The organism is Mogibacterium neglectum, from assembly GCF_030644205.1.
Taxonomy (GTDB): domain Bacteria; phylum Bacillota; class Clostridia; order Peptostreptococcales; family Anaerovoracaceae; genus Mogibacterium; species Mogibacterium neglectum.
Map to the genome: position 1 here is coordinate 588,994 of NZ_CP128647.1, position 17,037 is coordinate 606,030.

The 17,037-nt window shown below is 42.3% G+C and carries 16 protein-coding genes and 1 riboswitch; of the genes, 11 read left to right on the forward strand and 5 right to left on the reverse strand.

The genetic code is table 11. The features are described 5' to 3' along the window. Positions 1-86: 86 nt before the first annotated feature. From QU661_RS02695 to QU661_RS02730, 8 genes are all read left to right on the forward strand, one after another. Positions 87-1,256, forward strand: a complete 1,170-nt coding sequence (locus tag QU661_RS02695) for a THUMP domain-containing class I SAM-dependent RNA methyltransferase (RefSeq protein ID WP_304990228.1) — start codon at positions 87-89, stop codon at positions 1,254-1,256. Positions 1,257-1,307: 51 nt separating this feature from the next. Further along, positions 1,308-2,270: an alpha/beta fold hydrolase gene (locus QU661_RS02700; RefSeq protein WP_304990229.1), complete on the forward strand. Its 963-nt coding sequence runs from the start codon at positions 1,308-1,310 to the stop codon at positions 2,268-2,270. Next, positions 2,260-3,597, forward strand: coding sequence for an acetyl-CoA hydrolase/transferase family protein (locus QU661_RS02705; RefSeq protein ID WP_304990230.1), 1,338 nt, complete (start codon positions 2,260-2,262; stop codon positions 3,595-3,597). The genes QU661_RS02700 and QU661_RS02705 overlap by 11 nt, the downstream gene beginning before the upstream one ends. Before the next feature lie 107 nt (positions 3,598-3,704). After that, a complete protein-coding gene (locus tag QU661_RS02710; RefSeq protein WP_304990231.1) occupies positions 3,705-4,406 on the forward strand; it encodes an A24 family peptidase in 702 nt (233 codons plus the stop codon). Between the two features lie 81 nt (positions 4,407-4,487). Then, entirely contained in the window at positions 4,488-5,300 is an 813-nt protein-coding gene (gene truA, locus QU661_RS02715) for a tRNA pseudouridine(38-40) synthase TruA (protein WP_304990232.1), read from the forward strand. Beyond that, on the forward strand, positions 5,288-6,043 hold the full coding sequence (locus QU661_RS02720) for a segregation and condensation protein A (RefSeq protein WP_304990233.1): 756 nt from the start codon (positions 5,288-5,290) through the stop codon (positions 6,041-6,043). The genes truA and QU661_RS02720 overlap by 13 nt, the downstream gene beginning before the upstream one ends. Further along, entirely contained in the window at positions 6,033-6,632 is a 600-nt protein-coding gene (scpB, locus tag QU661_RS02725) for an SMC-Scp complex subunit ScpB (RefSeq protein ID WP_304990234.1), read from the forward strand. The genes QU661_RS02720 and scpB overlap by 11 nt, the downstream gene beginning before the upstream one ends. After that, positions 6,610-7,323, forward strand: a complete 714-nt coding sequence (locus QU661_RS02730; RefSeq protein WP_334307219.1) for a pseudouridine synthase — start codon at positions 6,610-6,612, stop codon at positions 7,321-7,323. The genes scpB and QU661_RS02730 overlap by 23 nt, the downstream gene beginning before the upstream one ends. Before the next feature lie 136 nt (positions 7,324-7,459). Here QU661_RS02730 and QU661_RS02735 read toward each other — a convergent pair whose 3' ends face one another. From QU661_RS02735 to QU661_RS02745, 3 genes are all read right to left on the reverse strand, one after another. Continuing rightward, positions 7,460-8,092 carry a cytidylate kinase-like family protein gene (locus QU661_RS02735; RefSeq protein WP_304990236.1) on the reverse strand — a complete coding sequence of 211 codons (633 nt, stop codon included), beginning with the start codon at positions 8,090-8,092 and terminating at the stop codon, positions 7,460-7,462. A gap of 52 nt (positions 8,093-8,144) precedes the next feature. Then, positions 8,145-9,380: an alanyl-tRNA editing protein gene (locus QU661_RS02740; RefSeq protein WP_304990237.1), complete on the reverse strand. Its 1,236-nt coding sequence runs from the start codon at positions 9,378-9,380 to the stop codon at positions 8,145-8,147. Positions 9,381-9,670: 290 nt separating this feature from the next. After that, positions 9,671-10,948, reverse strand: coding sequence for a hypothetical protein (locus QU661_RS02745; protein ID WP_304990238.1), 1,278 nt, complete (start codon positions 10,946-10,948; stop codon positions 9,671-9,673). 147 nt (positions 10,949-11,095) lie between these two features. Further along, positions 11,096-11,197, forward strand: a riboswitch (SAM riboswitch). Between the two features lie 97 nt (positions 11,198-11,294). Here QU661_RS02745 and metK point away from each other — a divergent pair. From metK to QU661_RS02760, 3 genes are all read left to right on the forward strand, one after another. Then, entirely contained in the window at positions 11,295-12,485 is a 1,191-nt protein-coding gene (gene metK / locus QU661_RS02750) for a methionine adenosyltransferase (protein ID WP_334307220.1), read from the forward strand. A 121-nt stretch (positions 12,486-12,606) separates the two neighbouring features. After that, positions 12,607-13,914 carry an aminoacetone oxidase family FAD-binding enzyme gene (locus QU661_RS02755; protein WP_304990239.1) on the forward strand — a complete coding sequence of 436 codons (1,308 nt, stop codon included), beginning with the start codon at positions 12,607-12,609 and terminating at the stop codon, positions 13,912-13,914. Between the two features lie 37 nt (positions 13,915-13,951). Further along, on the forward strand, positions 13,952-15,553 hold the full coding sequence (locus QU661_RS02760) for an NAD(P)/FAD-dependent oxidoreductase (protein ID WP_304990240.1): 1,602 nt from the start codon (positions 13,952-13,954) through the stop codon (positions 15,551-15,553). Positions 15,554-15,647: 94 nt separating this feature from the next. Here QU661_RS02760 and dapB read toward each other — a convergent pair whose 3' ends face one another. Further along, a complete protein-coding gene (dapB, locus tag QU661_RS02765; RefSeq protein ID WP_304990241.1) occupies positions 15,648-16,442 on the reverse strand; it encodes a 4-hydroxy-tetrahydrodipicolinate reductase in 795 nt (264 codons plus the stop codon). Between the two features lie 55 nt (positions 16,443-16,497). Next, positions 16,498-16,989, reverse strand: coding sequence for a deoxycytidylate deaminase (locus tag QU661_RS02770; RefSeq protein WP_273137124.1), 492 nt, complete (start codon positions 16,987-16,989; stop codon positions 16,498-16,500). Positions 16,990-17,037 lie beyond the last annotated feature (48 nt).

Genomic DNA, 17,037 nt, shown 5'->3' on the forward strand with positions numbered 1-17,037 from the left:
TAATTTATTGATTATTAGTGGTGTCAAAGATAAGTTAATCCTCAATTCGCAGAGCTCTATGACGAGTTTTCGAGAAAGTATAGTATATGAAGTATGAATTAATTGCAACAGCGACATTTGGACTTGAAGCGGTAGTAAAGATGGAGTTGCAGGATCTTGGATACAGTGTAGTGAAGGTCGAAGATGGGAAAGTTACCTTTATCGGTGATGAGAGAGCCATAGCTCACACCAACATTTGGCTCAGGACTGCTGATAGAGTTTACATAAAAGTGGCTGAGTTCAGGGCTGAAACCTTTGAAGAATTATTCCAGCAGGTTCGCGGTATCGGTTGGGAGGATTATCTCACGGTTGATGCTGCATTTCCTGTTGTAGGAACATCTGTCAAATCCACACTGCACAGCGTTCCATCGTGCCAGAGCATAATCAAGAAAGCGATAGTTTCAAGGCTTTCTGATTTCTACGTGCAGAGTCACTTTGATGAAACGGGTACAAATTATCGCGTCAGATTTTCGATACTCAAAAATCATGTCACGATACTACTCGACACTTCGGGGGCAGGACTTCATAAGCGTGGCTATAGGACCGTGGATGTTGCAGCACCAATGAAAGAGACACTAGCAGCAGCGCTTGTAAGGCTTAGCTTCTGGAAGGAAGGTGTAATGCGCCGAGATAAGGATAATCCTGACCACGTGCCACGGATTCTTGTAGATCCATGCTGTGGATCTGGAACGATCCTAATTGAGGCGGCTATGATGGCTAGAAATATTGCCCCTGGTCTTAACCGCAAGTTCGCTGCGATGGGATGGGACTTCATCCCTGAGAAACTGTGGAATGAAGAGCGTCAGGCGGCATATAATGCTGTTGATTACGATAGTGAAGTCATCATCAAGGGCATTGATATAAATGGTAAGGCGATTACAGCAGCTATGGCCAATGCTATGGAAGCAGGTGTTGAAGAAGATATATCATTCAGCCGCATGGATATGCGCAAATTCAGAGCGGATGAATCAAACGGAATCATAATTACAAATCCTCCGTATGGTGAGAGAATAGGTGATAAGGAAGCGATTCATAAAATCTATGCGCGCCTAAAAGAGATTCTTGAAAAAGATCCTACGTGGTCTCTCTTCATGATTACGACTGACCGCGAAGTGGAGAAGATATTTGATAGAAAAGCTGATAGAAGACGTAAGCTATATAACGGAAGACTTCAGACTACCTATTATCAGTTCCACGGACAGAAAATTTTAAAGTAACTATGTAAATAGCGTACATCGCACAGATATTTACAGGCAGGGAATTAACCTATGAAAAAGATTGATGAAACATTTATGTCAGGAGATGCGAAGACTCCGATACATGTTAGAAAATGGATACCAGATGAGAAGCCTACGGCAGTGCTACAGATAGTACACGGAATGGTTGAGTTCGTTGGCAGGTACAGTGCATTTGCTTCGTATCTGACCGATCACGGATATGTTGTCGTTGGACATGATTTGCTGGGCCATGGGGAATCGGCGCTTACACCTGATGATTATGGGTATTTTGGTGATTATGGAAATGAAACGCTGATTGCTGATATACATGAACTTAGAAATAGAACGATGAAGGAATATCCAGATATTCCTTATTTTATACTCGGTCACAGTATGGGCTCCTTCCTCTTGCGTCAGTATTTAACTGAAACGGATAATGATGATATTAGCTACTCTGAAGGTCTAGCTGGCGCGATAGTGATGGGGACAGGCCAGCCTAATGCTTTGGTTTTGCATGCGGGAAGTGCACTGGCATCCCTGTTTAAAGCTGTGAGGGGACCTCGGTATAGAAGTAAACTCATTAACTCTATGGCATTCTCCTCGTATAATAAAAAGTTTAAGCCGGCAAGAACACCGTTTGACTGGCTAACCAAGGATACTGAAATCGTGGATTGGTACTGCGATGAAGAGTGGTGTAGCTTTATTTTTACTGTAAATGCATACAAAGAGATGTTTAAAGGTATCTTGAGGTGTATTGACAAGGATAGAGCTAAGACGATCGCTCCAAACCTTGCTATGCTCTTCGTTTCTGGTGCAGAAGACCCAGTAGGTGACTTCGGTGAAGGCGTTAGAAAAGCATATATGCAGTACGTGAGTAATACGAAGTGCATAGTGGACATCAAACTGTATTATGATGACAGACATGAGATCCTTAATGAGACAGACAGAGACTCTGTGTACGACGATATTAGAACTTGGATAGACGAAAGGTTAGAGGATATCAATGAACTATAGAGAACTATATAATTCAAAGTTAAAAGCACCTAGCGAAGCTGCGCAGGTCGTAAAGAGTGGTGACTGGGTTGATTTCGGATGCTATCAGGGCTTTCCAACTCTATTTGATGAGGCGCTTGCAGCAAGAAAAAATGAACTTGAGGACGTAAAAGTTCGTGCTCTACTCATAACTAAACCACTTCAGATAGCTGAACAGGATCCAGAGGCAGAACACTTTACATATAACTCATGGCATATGATTGGATACGAGAGAAAGCTATCTGATAGGGGGCTTTGCAAGTTCATTCCTATGGTATTTAGAAATCTTCCTGACTATTACAGGCGTTTTCTCACGGTAAATGTTGCTGTCATGGGTGTAACACCGATGGATGAACATGGCTACTTTAACATGTCGATGAGCAATTCTCATGCTCGCGCAGTTTTCGATGTAGCTGATATTATCATTCTTGAGGTAAATGAGAAGCTACCTTTCGTTCATGGACTAGAGAATACGATTCATATATCAGAAGTAGATATGGTTATCGAAGGTGTGCATGAAGAGTTGACTGAATTCCCTTCAATTGTGGCTGGCCCGGTGGAGCAGCAGATAGCTGAGTCTATTGTTGATCGAATGACTAATGGGGCATGCATTCAGCTAGGAGTCGGGGGTATGCCAGATGCAATCGGAAAGCTAATTGCCGAGTCTGAACTCAAGAACCTAGGGATACACACGGAACTGCTAGTAAATGCTTATCTAGATATGTACAAGGCAGGTAAGATAACAAATTTAAATAAGCATGACATAATGCGAGGTAAATCGGTTTTCAGTATCGCCCACGGTACAAAAGAATTATTTGACTGGGTGGCAAACAACCCTAGCATGTGCTGTGCTCCGATAAATTATGTAAACGACCTTTCTGTAATAGGAGAAATCGACAACTTCGTCTCCATAAACAGTTGTATTGCTGTTGATTTATTTGGACAAATTTCAGCAGAAAGTGCGGGCACAAGGCACATCAGTGGAACTGGAGGGCAACTCGATTTCCTCACTGCAGGTTTCAAGAATCCTAGAGCTAAGAGCTTCATCGCACTACCTTCTACGTATACGGATAAAAAGGGGAATCTACATTCTAATATCAAACCTACGTTCACTGGCGGTGATATAATTACGGACCCACGCAGTCAAGCATACACCATGGTAACGGAGTACGGCATTGAAAATCTTGCAGGGGCTTCCGTGTGGGAACGTGCTGAAAAGCTCGTTGGCTTAGCGCATCCTGATTTCAGAGATGAGCTTGTTGAGTCTGCTAAGAATTTAAATGTATGGAGACAATCGAATAAAAGATAGATTTTGTTGATAAAATGCTTATAATAGGTACATTAAGGCACCCTTTAGGGTGCCTTATCCATTATATTGTATGTTATAATTAGCGAATGGATCAATATTACGTATTTATGATAATTAAATCGGTAATTTCAGTAATTATCGCATTACTGCTAGGGAATGGTGCAGTTGTTTGGTTCAATAACATGCCTGTGAGATGGTTCCAGGAGGAGGGAGAAAATCTGCCTCCATCACTTATCGCGGATATTGAGGGCGAGAAACAGAGACTGCCTAGCACTCCTTGGAAGCTTGTTTTTACAGTATTCTTCGGAGCGAGCGGTGTATTTTTGTCTATAAGGGAATCGTCGCAGTTTATGATTGCTGGTATACTTTTGATATTTATTATCGCCATGATGGCTATATGTGATGCTAAGTACAGGGTAGTTCCTGATCAACTGAACGTGCTATTAGCTGTATCTGCAGTTGGTTTTGTGAGCTTTAACGAGAGACTACTCGAACCTCTTTACGGTGCGCTCATCGGATTGTCGCTTGGACTTGCTACATATGGGTTAGGAAGAATTATATATCACAAGACCGTAATCGGTGGCGCAGATCTCAAGTTTTACATATCGATTGGTCTGGTGACGGGAGTTCACGGCGTGATTACTATTTTTATTTTGATTTCTATATTCGCACTTATACACATAGTATATCTGAGCATAGCGAATAAATTCGATGCGGATGAACATAGACCTATGCTCGTATATGCGCTTCCTGCGGTAACTTTATACATATTGGTGCTATGGGATTATCTTCCTCTTGTGTTACTATAGTAAACCTAGCTAAGTTAATACATGGCATCTTATAGTGATAGTTACAATAACTATTTTGTATAACTGTATAGAGAGGCAAATATGTCTGAGAACAGCAAGAATATTCTTCTTAAAATTCAATATGATGGGACAAACTTTCATGGCTGGCAGAAGCAGCTTGATGTTAGAACTGTACAAGGCGAAGTTGAACATGTGCTTCGTTTTATCGCTGGATATGAAGTGCCTGTAAATGGCACAAGCAGAACAGATACAGGGGTACATGCATTAGGTCAATGTTGTTCCTTTACATGGGACAATCCGCTTCCAACTGATAAGCTAGCAGATATAATGAACAGAAGATTCGGGGCAGGGGGTCTAGGGAGAAGTGGACTTCCTGGTGATATTAAGGTTATTTCGGCGCATGAAGTTCCAGAAGATTTTCACGCACGATTTTCTTGTCATGGCAAGACATATAAGTATATTATTGATAGAAGTGGTGACATATTCGAGAGAAATCATGTGTATCAATTTGGATTAGAGCTAGATCATGATGCGATGCGTGAGGCTGCAATACTCGCTGTTGGAACACATGACTTCGCTTCATTTCAAACATCAGGTGGCACACCTAGAGAGACAACGGTCAGGACAATCACTAATATTACCGTAACAGATGAAGGTGACAGAACCATTATTAGGGTTACTGGTGATGGGTTTCTATACAATATGGTGAGAATCCTAGTTGGTACGCTGCTTGAGGTTGGAACTGGTAAGAGGGAAGCGTGTGAGATGGAATCTATTATAGCATCCACTAATAGGAGTAAAGCGGGATTTACGGCACCGCCAGAAGGGCTATACCTAGAAGAAATATTTTTTGATGATGAATTCAAACGTGGAGGCAGCACTTGTACAAAGTAAGAATTGATAAATTTGAAGGGCCATTCGATCTACTGGTTTATCTGATTCAGAATGCCAAGATGGATATATACGATATACGAGTGGCTGAAATCACGGAGCAGTATATAGGATATCTCAAAGAGATGGGCGAGCTTAATGTCGAAGTGAGCAGTGAGTTCATAGTCCTAGCAGCTATACTAATCAGGCTTAAATCACATATGCTGCTTCCTCGTGTTAATGACACTGGTGAAGTCGTAATTGACGAAGATCCACGTATGGAGCTTGCAAGCAGGCTTGCCGAATATGTACGAACTAAGAAGATTGCCGAGATGCTCCAGGAGAGGCTTGAGGCAAATCAGTGCATACATGAGAAACCAGCCGAGGATATGTCACAGTACCTTGAATCTCCGGATGAGCTTTTAAAGGCAGACATAGAGCAGTTTGTTAACGCGTTCAATGCTTTCTTGCAGAAGAAAAAGCGTGTGGCAGATGTAAAAAAGAGATATCGGAGAATAAAGAGAGAGCGGACTTCGATAGAAGATCGCATAAAATATATGACAGATGTTATAAAGGACAGAGTTTCTGTCGGTGGATGTATTGATTTTACAGAGCTCGTGCCTGTAGAGGCGGACAGATACGACATTACACTCTCATTTATGTCACTTCTTGAGATGATTAAGATGCAAGAAGTTGATGCAAGGCAAGAGAAAAACTACGGGAATATCAGTGTTATTAAGAAAGAGGTTCAGACAGATGTACAATGATAAGGTAATGAAATCAGCACTTGAATCGATGATGTTTGTCTGGGGAGAACCACTTAAGGTAAAGGATGCAGCAGAAGTTCTAGATGCTGACAAGAAGGAAGTCAAGGAGTTGTTCCTAGAGCTGCAACGCGAATACGCGATGATGGGGCGTGGTATCAGAATCAGAGAGGTGGATGGGGCTTTTCAGTTTGTGACACACGCTGAAAATGAGATATTCATTGAGAAACTCTGCACACCAGTAAAGGTTAAGAAGCTATCGCAGGCAGCGCTTGAAGTGCTTGCCATCATAGCTTACAGACAGCCTGTTACTAAGGGAGAGATTGATTCAATTAGAGGTATTAAGAGCGAGAGAGTCATAGATGGTCTAATGAGCAAGGAGTTAGTCGATGTTGCTGGCAGGTCAGAAGGCGTTGGTCGTCCACTGCTGTACAAGACGACAGACGAGTTCCTCAAGAAATTTGGCTTTTCTTCAATCAAGGATCTACCAGATATAACAGAGTTCGACGATATTGAAGAATACGAAGTGGAGAATGCTCACGAGCAGCTATCTATTAATTTCGAAGGAGATGCGGACAGTGAGGATAAATAAATATATAGCTTCCTGTGGTGTGACGAGCAGGAGAAAGGCTGATCAGCTCATAATAGACGGCAAGGTGGCTGTCAATGGTGCTGTGATGAAAGAGCCGGGATATGATGTGCAGCCAGTTGATGAGGTTCTGTGCGAGGGCAGGAAGATATCGCCTGAAGTTGGCAAGACATATATACTGCTCAATAAGCCGGTAGGCTATGTGACCACTGCCTCGGATGATAAGAATAGACCGACGGTTCTCGACCTTATCCAAGACGAGGATAGGAGAATTTTTCCTGTGGGAAGGCTAGATTATAATACTTCAGGTCTTCTTATTCTTACAAATGACGGAGATGTTGCAAATAAACTCATGCATCCGTCGAAGGAACTAGACAAGACTTACCGTGCGGTAGTATCTGGCATACTTACACGCGGTAAGATTGCTAGACTTGAAAAAGGCATAGATATAGGAGGATTTAAAACTTCGCCTGCCAAGGTAGAGGTGAGAAAGCACAATAGAAACTCAACGGTAGTTGATATCACCATACATGAGGGCAAGAATCACCAGGTTCGCCGTATGTTTAAGGCTGTCGGTGCGCCAGTTCAGGAGTTAGAGAGGATTAAGATTGGTAATTTAGTAATCGGGAGATTGGCAGGTGGCGGCTATAGAAAGCTTGGACCAGCAGAGGTTGAGTATTTGAAGTCGATATAGTTCGACTTATCCGAATTAGAAATGTATAACGCAGATGTCTAAAGAAAGAATCTTCACTGATTCAATCATAAACATCTGCGTTTTATGTTGCTATTTAAGAATTGTTCTAGTTTAGAATTGGGACCGAAATCGAAATCTAGTCTGGCATCATGCTTTCGCCACGACTCGACTCTATGTATGTCTTGATGATCTTTACTGCACCATCGATGCCTGCACGGCTGGTATTGATGAGCAAATCATATGAATCTCTATCTCCCCACTTAGTATCGGTGTAGTATTCATAGTATCTGCGGCGCTGCTTGTCCATCTGCTTAACAATCTTTTCCATCTGAGCAGGAGTCATGTTCTTCGCATCTTGTCCAGATAATAGAGCGAGCTTACGCTTTACTCTATCCTCTAGAGGAGCGAAAAGGAAGATGCTAACGTGTGACTGATCTCTTAGTATGTAATCAGCACCACGACCAACGATAACACAGCTATCCTCAGTAGCGATCTCTCTGATAATCTTGTACTCCTCTGCCTGAATCTTATCGTATGGAGATGGCTGATACAGCTCGATTCCTGAAAAGAGTGCACTAGCTGCAAAATCAGGGGCCTTCTCCTCGTTGTTCTTAACGTAGTCTTCATGAAATCCAGTCTTCTGAACTGCCATGCTGATGAATTCGTTATCATAGAATTTTATTCCAAGCTCGGTCGCAAGTCGCTTACCAACTTCATGACCTCCGCTACCAAATTCTCTTCCGATTGTTACTATGACTTTATTTGACATAACACCGTCTCCTTAAGCTGATTATAACACAATATAATGACAAAGTATCAAGCTATATATTCTGTTTTATCGCTTTGACAAATGATTCTAAATCATCCTTGCTGCCGAATTGTGCTCTCGCGTTATCATCGCGGCCACCACCTTTTCCACCAAAATCCTTGGCATGTTCTTTAACGAGGTTGCCACAATGGTAGGTTCCGTCGGAAATGAGCATGAGCGTATGGGAAGTGGCATTTGCGAGAGCGAGGAGGGGCTTATTCCCATCGATCATCTCTAACGCCATAAATCCAAGCTTCTGGATGTCGTTAGGGGAGATATTGTCGTACTCCTTGTATATGAATTCCATGCTAGACTCATAACTATTTGAAATCGCTTCTGCCTCAGCATTGCGAACATATTCAGCGAGACTTGCGCGTTCTCCTTTCAACTCAGTCTCTTCCTTGTCTTTTTTTGCAAGTGCATTCATGAGATTCTCTGGCTTAGATGAAAATTTCTCAGCTACTTCAGTAAGAATCTTGTGTGACTCACGGTAGTGAAGCAGTGCGTTTCGGCCGCAGTCAAAGAAGATTCTAGTCATGCCCTTGTTAGGCTCGGCCTTAAATATTTTTATAAGGCCAACCTCTCCGCTATAAGCAGGGTAGGTGCCACAGCATGCACAGCAGTCAAAGGGACTTGCAGGATCTCCTATCGTGACAATTACTACATCACCATCTACTTTATCGCTAACGGCTTTTCTAAGAGGCATATCATTGGCAGCTTCGACTGAGTCAAATTTGTGAGCTTGTATATGAAGATTTGCCCATATTGCTTCATTGGCGAGATCCTCGGAGGCCTCTAGCATTTCTTCCGTCATGAGTTCACCGCCGAGATCAATATCGATGGTTATATAATTCTGACCCATATGGAAACCCTTGTTAGAGCCCTTATATAATTTGTATATCGCACCACTCAGTATGTGCTCGCCATAATGCCTCTGCATATTTGAGAAGCGGAATGTCCAATCTAGCTCTAGAGTAACCTTGTCTCCAATCACAAAAGGGACATCGTCTTTTGTATAGTGTGCCACTGCATCACCTGAATCATAAGTATCAAAAATGGTTACTATTTTGCTGCTATCATCTGATAGATGAATGATCCCTCTGTCACCAGTTTGCCCACCACCCTCAGCGAAAAAAATGGTTCTATCTGTTATAATTTCAGTCCTTCCTTTGGAAATAACTATATCAGTTATTGTCGCCTCTAGTGTTTTTAAGTAGTGATTATTGTGGAAAACTTTTTCTGTAGTCATATTTCCCCCCTTGTTAAATTTTTTTTCGCAAATCGAACAAAAATATATAAAAACATTTTTAAAAACTGTTGATAACTTCTCTTGACATATCAGATTAGAATCGCTAAATCTTGTAAAATGTGCATTTTATCTTATCAACTTATCCACTTTATCATGTTGAAAAGATTGTATACAGTTTTTGACTTTTGTGTGGATAATTCGTGATGTGTGCATTTTATTGGGATTATAGCGATGTGGATAACTAGCACCAAATTTGATAGTCAAAAAAGAACAACCCTTGACGGATAAAATCATTCGTTATTTTCAGGGTTATAAATCATCTCACTAAATTTTGCTCCAGGCGCCTCACAAAAGCTCTTGAAGACCTGTGTCTCTAGCTTGTATCTGCCCTTTAATTCAAGTTTGCTAGCATTCAAGCTTCTGCTTATATCTGCCTCCATACTGGTTATCTTGATGATATCATGACTCATGACCACGAGCTCGTTATTAGGTGTCAATAGATAAGCTCCATACATATCATGGTTCATAAAATAGTTTGATGAATCCACATGGTAATTATCCTTATTGTACAGGATATATGTGATTCCGTTCGGGGCTGGCGACATGGTGGTGTCTGCCCCAAAGACGGAATCGTCGAGATCGAATGCTTCTGCAGGCACTTTTAATTCGTACAGTGTTACATATTCGGCCTGCTGGAGCTGGAGCGCTGCCTCGTAACTGGAGATGCGCATTAGAGTCGTCACTTCGAATTCTAGGACGCGGCGTGTTCGCATGATGCTGCGCGGTGAAAGTTTGATGAGCACTTCACCGTAGATATATGAATCGGAAAGCGCTGTGAACCTACACTTGTACACTGCATCTTCACCGCTAGGAGTATCGGCAGTGGTTTCTTTTGATATTTTATTCCTGACCAGCTCAGCTAGACCAATTTCATTAAACCTGCTTTGCTGCATTTCGCTGGTGGTCACATCCCCGAGGAATGAAGCACCATGAAAATCTTTATCTAGCATCCTCATGAGAAAGTAGTTGATAAGTTCAAATGAGGTGAGAGGGGATTTGCAGACTAACTGCTGTCCTTCCTTACTCTTTTCTTCAAAGCTATTGCCCTCATAAAGTAGATTAATAGAGGCCTCCTTCATAAGTTTAAGCCTCGTCAATGTTTCTTTGCGAAAGGCCTGAATAAACGGTTCGTGACCTCCATAATATTTTTCGTTCGTCGCTACAACCTCATCAATTAGCTGTACAAGTGTAAAGAATGGGATCTTAACTTCGGTGCCTCCAAGGCCACCCGATATACGCTTCCATTCAGACATAACCTCACGGCCACCTTCAGGGTTGTCAGCGTTAGAGAATATCTCATGGTAATCATCTACGCCGTATTCTGAAAAATCGAGATGAATAAGCTGGAAAAGCTTATCTCTACTTCCGTCCTTTGCGGTCCATGAGACTTTCATTGCTACGACACCCATAAGACGAGTGTCTGTAGCTATACATGAGTCAAAACGATAGTCATTAAAATGATTATATTTATTGGAAAGTTTACCTTCTACAACTCTTAGCTTGGGCATATTAATTCTCCTTGTCAATCCATAACACCATAATTATACCAAAACTGAGTATCAATCTCGCTATAGATAGCATTTTTCTCAAAAAACCATGATATGTAACATATGCAACTTGACACTAACAGATTTACATATATAATACTTTTACAATCCTTATTAAGAGCGAGTGAGGGAATGGGCCCGATGAACTCGCGGCAGCATCGCATTTTGCGGTTGTGCCAAGTCCCACAGGCAAAGCCTGAAAGATGAGGAGACATATTCATAGATGAAATTTGTCTCTTCATGCATGTGGCTCATGCTGAAGAGTTTTTTATTTAAAGAAGGGCAGTTATGCTCAATGGAGGTTTTAATGAAGAAACTATTTACATCAGAATCGGTTACAGAAGGTCATCCTGATAAAGTTTGCGATCAAATATCTGATGCGATTCTTGACGCCATACTTGCCGAAGATCCCCATGCTCATGTAGCATGCGAGACAGCAACCAAGACAGGATTTGTAATCGTATTTGGTGAGATTTCGACTACTTGCACTGTAGATATCGAGGGAATTGTTAGAGGTGTTGTTAAAAGCATAGGATATGATTGCAGTGAAGTTTGCTTTGACGGTAATACTTGCGCAGTTCTCGTCAGCATCGAGGAACAGTCACCTGATATCGCCATGGGTGTAAATGAATCCTTTGAAGTTAAGGAAGGAAAGGAAGCTGACGATGATTCCATGACCGGTGCAGGAGATCAAGGTATGATGTTCGGATTCGCTTGTGATGAGACGGAAGAACTCATGCCAATGCCTATTTCTCTCGCACACAAACTAGCAAGAAGGCTTGCTGAAGTTAGAAAAGATGGTACAGTGAGCTACTTAAGACCTGATGGTAAGACGCAGGTGACAGTTGAATACGATGATGACAAGGTTGTAAGAGTTGATACTGTAGTAATCTCAACTCAGCACAATCCAGATGCAACTCTCGAGCAGATTAGACGCGATATGATTGAGCATGTAATTAAACCTATTATCCCTGCCGAGCTAATCGACGATGAAACCAAGCTGTTCGTTAACCCTACTGGCAGATTCGTAATCGGTGGTCCAAAGGGAGACTCTGGTCTGACAGGACGTAAGATCATCGTTGATACTTACGGTGGATATGCTAGCCATGGGGGTGGTGCATTCTCTGGTAAAGATCCAACGAAAGTTGATAGAAGTGGTGCATATATGGCTAGATATATTGCAAAAAACATCGTCGCTGCTGGACTTGCTCGTAAGTGCGAGATTGAACTAGCTTATGCTATCGGCGTCGCAGAGCCGGTTTCCGTATATGTAAACACTTATGGGACTGCAAGCCTCAAAGATGAAGATATCGCCAAGCTAGTGAGAAAGAACTTCGATATGAGACCTGCTGCTATCATCAAGCAGCTTGACCTTCTGAAGCCAATCTATAGAGCACTTGCTGCCTATGGACACTTCGGCAGAGATGCGCTCGGCGTTAGATGGGAAGATACAGATAAGGCTGAACAGCTAAAGGCTGCTGCGGAGAGGTTCGCATAATATACGGCTATTTATAAATTAAATAATCATAAGACTTATGGGCTAATACAATCATCTAGGCATGTTTGTATTAGCCCATTATGATATAATTATATGATTTTATATGCAAGAAGGTGTATTTATGTCGCAAAAGCACATGAGGGAAAAGGGTACATTCCATAGCCCTCAGATTCCCAAAACTCTAAGAAGTGCCATTTTAATAATCGGCGGCGGTCCAGCAGGTATGGCAGCAGCTATAAGTGCCAAGCGAAGCAATTCTAAGCTTGATGTGGTTTTGATTGAAAAAAATGAAATCATGGGCCGTAAGCTTCGTGTGACTGGTAATGGAAGATGCAATATAACTAATGTTAATGCGGAAGGTTATAGTGAAGTTATTAGTTTTTTGAGCTCCCTAGGTATAGTGACTAAGAGTAATGAAAATGGTTTTCTCTACCCTGTGTCCGAGTCTGCTGCTGATGTTTCAGAACTGCTTGAGTTAAGGCTAAATCAGCTCGGTGTAAAGGTATTTACCGGGGTTACTGCACTGGAAGTATCGTATGCTTCTGACAAGACTGAATTCGTAACGTCGGTTTCCATGGGGGAAGCAAGTAGCCAAGGTAGATCGGCTAATGCCCTTAAGTGCACCGTATATTCGTCAGCCCTTGTAATAGCGGTAGGTGGCAAGTCCGCACCTGTATACGGTTCAACTGGAGACGGATACAGATGGCTTAGGAAGCTTGGCCACACAGTAACTAGACTCGTGCCTTCGCTTGCTCCGATAGAGTGTAGTCGGGCAGATTTATCAAAGCTATCAGGTACAAGAGTTCGTGCGGAAGCGAAGCTCTTTAAGAATGGCGAAGAAATACATAGAGAATGTGGAGAAGTTCAATTCACTAAGTTTGGACTCTCAGGCATATGCGTATTTAATCTATCTAAGATGATGAAGTTTGAACCAGGTGATACTTTTTCTAACTTCGAAATCGAACTCGATTTATGTAGAGATGTAGAGTTAGGAGAGGTTTTAAAGCGTACGGCCGAGAGAGTTTCTAATACACATAATGAATTTTTAGAAAGCGAGAAGCTTGTGGATGTGTTTAAAACTGTCTACAAGGAAGGTGTAGCACTTGAAATAATTAGGCAGGCAGGCTTTAAACCTGAAAAAAGCTCCATGGTGTTAACAACAGAGGAAGCTATAGATAAGCTAGTAGCAAGTGCGAGCGCTCTTAAGTTCCAGCCGACAGGCCAGAAGGGGTGGAAAGAAGCACAGTGCACTTCAGGTGGAGTTGTAGAATCTGAAGTTGATCAATCATCGTTTGAATCAAATCTAGTAAAGAATCTATATATTGTTGGTGAAGTTCTAGATTACGACGGCTTTTGCGGAGGATATAACCTAAATCATGCTTTTCTATCTGGAAAGCGTGCAGGTGCTACAGCAGCAGATCGTATTTAACTTTAGATATGAATAGGGTTGTAAAGAAGGATAAAGTATGGAAGCGAAAATTGTAGATAGAGTGTGGCGCGACGGAGATACACCTGGTAAATATTCATACTGTATTAGCGAAGTGAAGCTTCCTGTGGGATGTGAAATGACCGATTTACCGGCAAAAATATCTAAACAGCTATCAATAAAAGCTTCGGATATCATGACTTGGCAGGTTGCTCGTGAGTCGGTAGATGCCAGGGATAAGACAAAAATTTTCATGGTGTATACCGTGGATTTTACGACAAGAGTAGAGGTGTCGCCTAGAATTGCAAAAAAGCATAAGTGTAACGTACATAAGCCAATTGAAAAATTGGAACCGATGCCTGGAAGTGAGAAGCTTATAGGTCGTCCAGTTATCGTAGGATTCGGGCCGTGTGGTATATTTGCTGCCCTAGAGCTTGCAAAGAATGGATATAGACCGATTGTCATAGAGCGTGGAAAAGGGATGTCTGAACGTGTTAAAGATGTAGAGTCTTTTAGAAATAATGGCATTCTTAATGAAGAATCCAACATTCTCTTTGGAGAAGGTGGAGCTGGTACATTTTCCGATGGAAAGCTGACCAGCGGCATCAAGGATCCTAATATTAAGTTCGTAATGGAAACCTTTGCCGATGCAGGGGCAGGAGAAGAAATTATATACAAAAATAGACCTCATATAGGCACAGACGTGTTGAGAGCAGTGATAATAAGGCTTAGAGAACAGATAATTGACCTCGGTGGCGAAGTTAGGTTTGGAGCAAGACTCAGCGATATATCGATTTCAAATGGTGAACTCGAGTCTGTTACCATCACTTCTCTAGACGGAGGAACGGAAGTACTTGCGACTAATGCAATGATCTTGGCAACTGGTCACAGTGCGCGAGATACGTATGAACTTATCAAAGAAGCGAATCTTGAGATGGAACAGAAACCACTTTCTATAGGAGTTAGAATGGAGCATCCACAGGAGCTAATAGATAGAGCACAGTACGGATCAGAGGATAGGCTTCCGCCAGCGGAATACAAGGTTTCGTACAAAGCGAGCAATGGTAGAGGTGTATATTCTTTTTGCATGTGCCCTGGAGGTGAGGTTGTAACTTGCTCGACGCATAATGGTGAAGTTTGCGTTAATGGCATGAGCAACAGACGGAGAGATAGCGGGACTGCTAACAGCGGCATTCTCTGCGATGTGAGAGTGAGTGATTTTGAATCTGATGATGTTCTAGCTGGCATTAGATTCCAGCAGAAGTACGAAAAGCTCGCTTTTGTAAACGGTGGTGGAAACTACAAACCTCCAACATGTACTATGGGTGAGTTCCTATCTGGAAAAGCAGATACGGTCATAGCATCTCTTCCGGACTTTGCATATGAAGCGATAAGAGAGGCGGTTCCGAATTTCGCCAAGAAGATTCACGGATATGATAGCCCAGATGCAGTAATCAAAGCTGTTGAAACTAGAAGCTCGGCACCTCTAAGAGTTATTAGAGATAGAGAGACGGGCGAAAGCACAACAATCTCCGGCATCTATCCTGCAGGTGAGGGCTGCGGATATGCAGGTGGAATCACTTCGGCAGCATGCGATGGCATAAAGCAGGCGGATAAGGTGATAGAGCGGTTTAGCAGATAGCCTAAATATATTAATAACCATACAGAGACGGGGTAGCTGATACCTTGTTTTTCTGCATGGTTATTAGTTTAATATTATATCTGTTACATATGTTCTACAGCCCAAAGCAATCCTGAACCGTATATGAACCAACGGGCTGCTTGCTGAGGTAAACGGCACAGTCGACTGCACCGGCAGCAAAGCACTTAAAGCTCTGAGAGTGATGAGTAATCTCAAGTCTCTCACCAAGACCTACAAAATATGTCGTATGACTACTTGATATATCTCCGCCTCGGATGGAATGAAAAGCAATCTCGCCATGCTCGCGAGGGCATCTTCCTTGTCTACCATATCTATCTACATCATGGAGCGATTCGCCTCTAGTTTTAGCTACAAGTTCTCCGATTTCCTTAGCAGTACCACTAGGTGAGTCGAGCTTAGTACCATCGTGCATGTCGAGTATCTCAACGTCCACATCACCAGCTAATTCTGTAGCATCTTCGATTAGTTTATACATAACATTTACAAGTCTAGATGTATTAGCCGCAAGCATTACAGGGATTATTTTGCCTGCTTCTTCAAATGCTTCTCTCTGTTCTTGGCTGAATCCAGTGGTTCCGCAGATTAGTGCTTTCTTGTGCTTTTTCGCAGCTTCCAGTGTAATCATAGCCTGCTCAACAGTGGCGAAATCGATGATCACATCACAGTCATCAATTAGCTCTTCGATGTCCGAAACAACAGGGGCGCCCAGCGCTCTGCCGATCATAGCGACTTCTCCAATATCCTTGCCTATGTAATCTCTGTCAGCAGGAGCGACACCACCGATGATAGTAATCTCTTCGCGGTCTGCAGCAATTGCTGTGATTAGGCGACCCATTTTGCCGCGAGGACCAACAACTAGAAGATTCATAACAGTACCTCCAATTAATAAAATAATTTCTTAATAATAACTATAAAATTATGAGCTATCTATCAAGCTCATTTTCGAAGCTTAGTACGAGATTCTTTTCCCTAGGAGTAAGCCTGCGAAGCTTAACCCCAGCCATGCCGAGGAGTCTCTTAGATGCTAAGGTGGATTTCTCGTTAGCATATTTGTCGTTTAAATATACGACCTCCTTGATGCCGGACTGAATAATCGCCTTAGCGCATTCGTTACATGGGAAAAGTCCAACGTAGATCGTAGCTCCTCTCAGAGATTTACCTCCTGAATTTAGAATTGCATTGAGTTCAGCATGAACAACGTAAGGATACTTGGTATCCTCGCCAGTTCTGTCCCACGGTAGATCATCATCCGAGCAACCAACAGGGAATCCGTTGTAACCAGTGGATAGAATCACATTGTTGCTATCGACAATGCAAGCTCCAACCTGCGTGTTTGGATCCTTGCTTCGCTTAGCTGCAAGCAGGGAAACTCCCATAAAATATTCATCCCATGATATATAATCTTGTCTCTTCATATTACACCCTCGTTAATATAGTATCTATCCTGTATTTTATACTAAGGT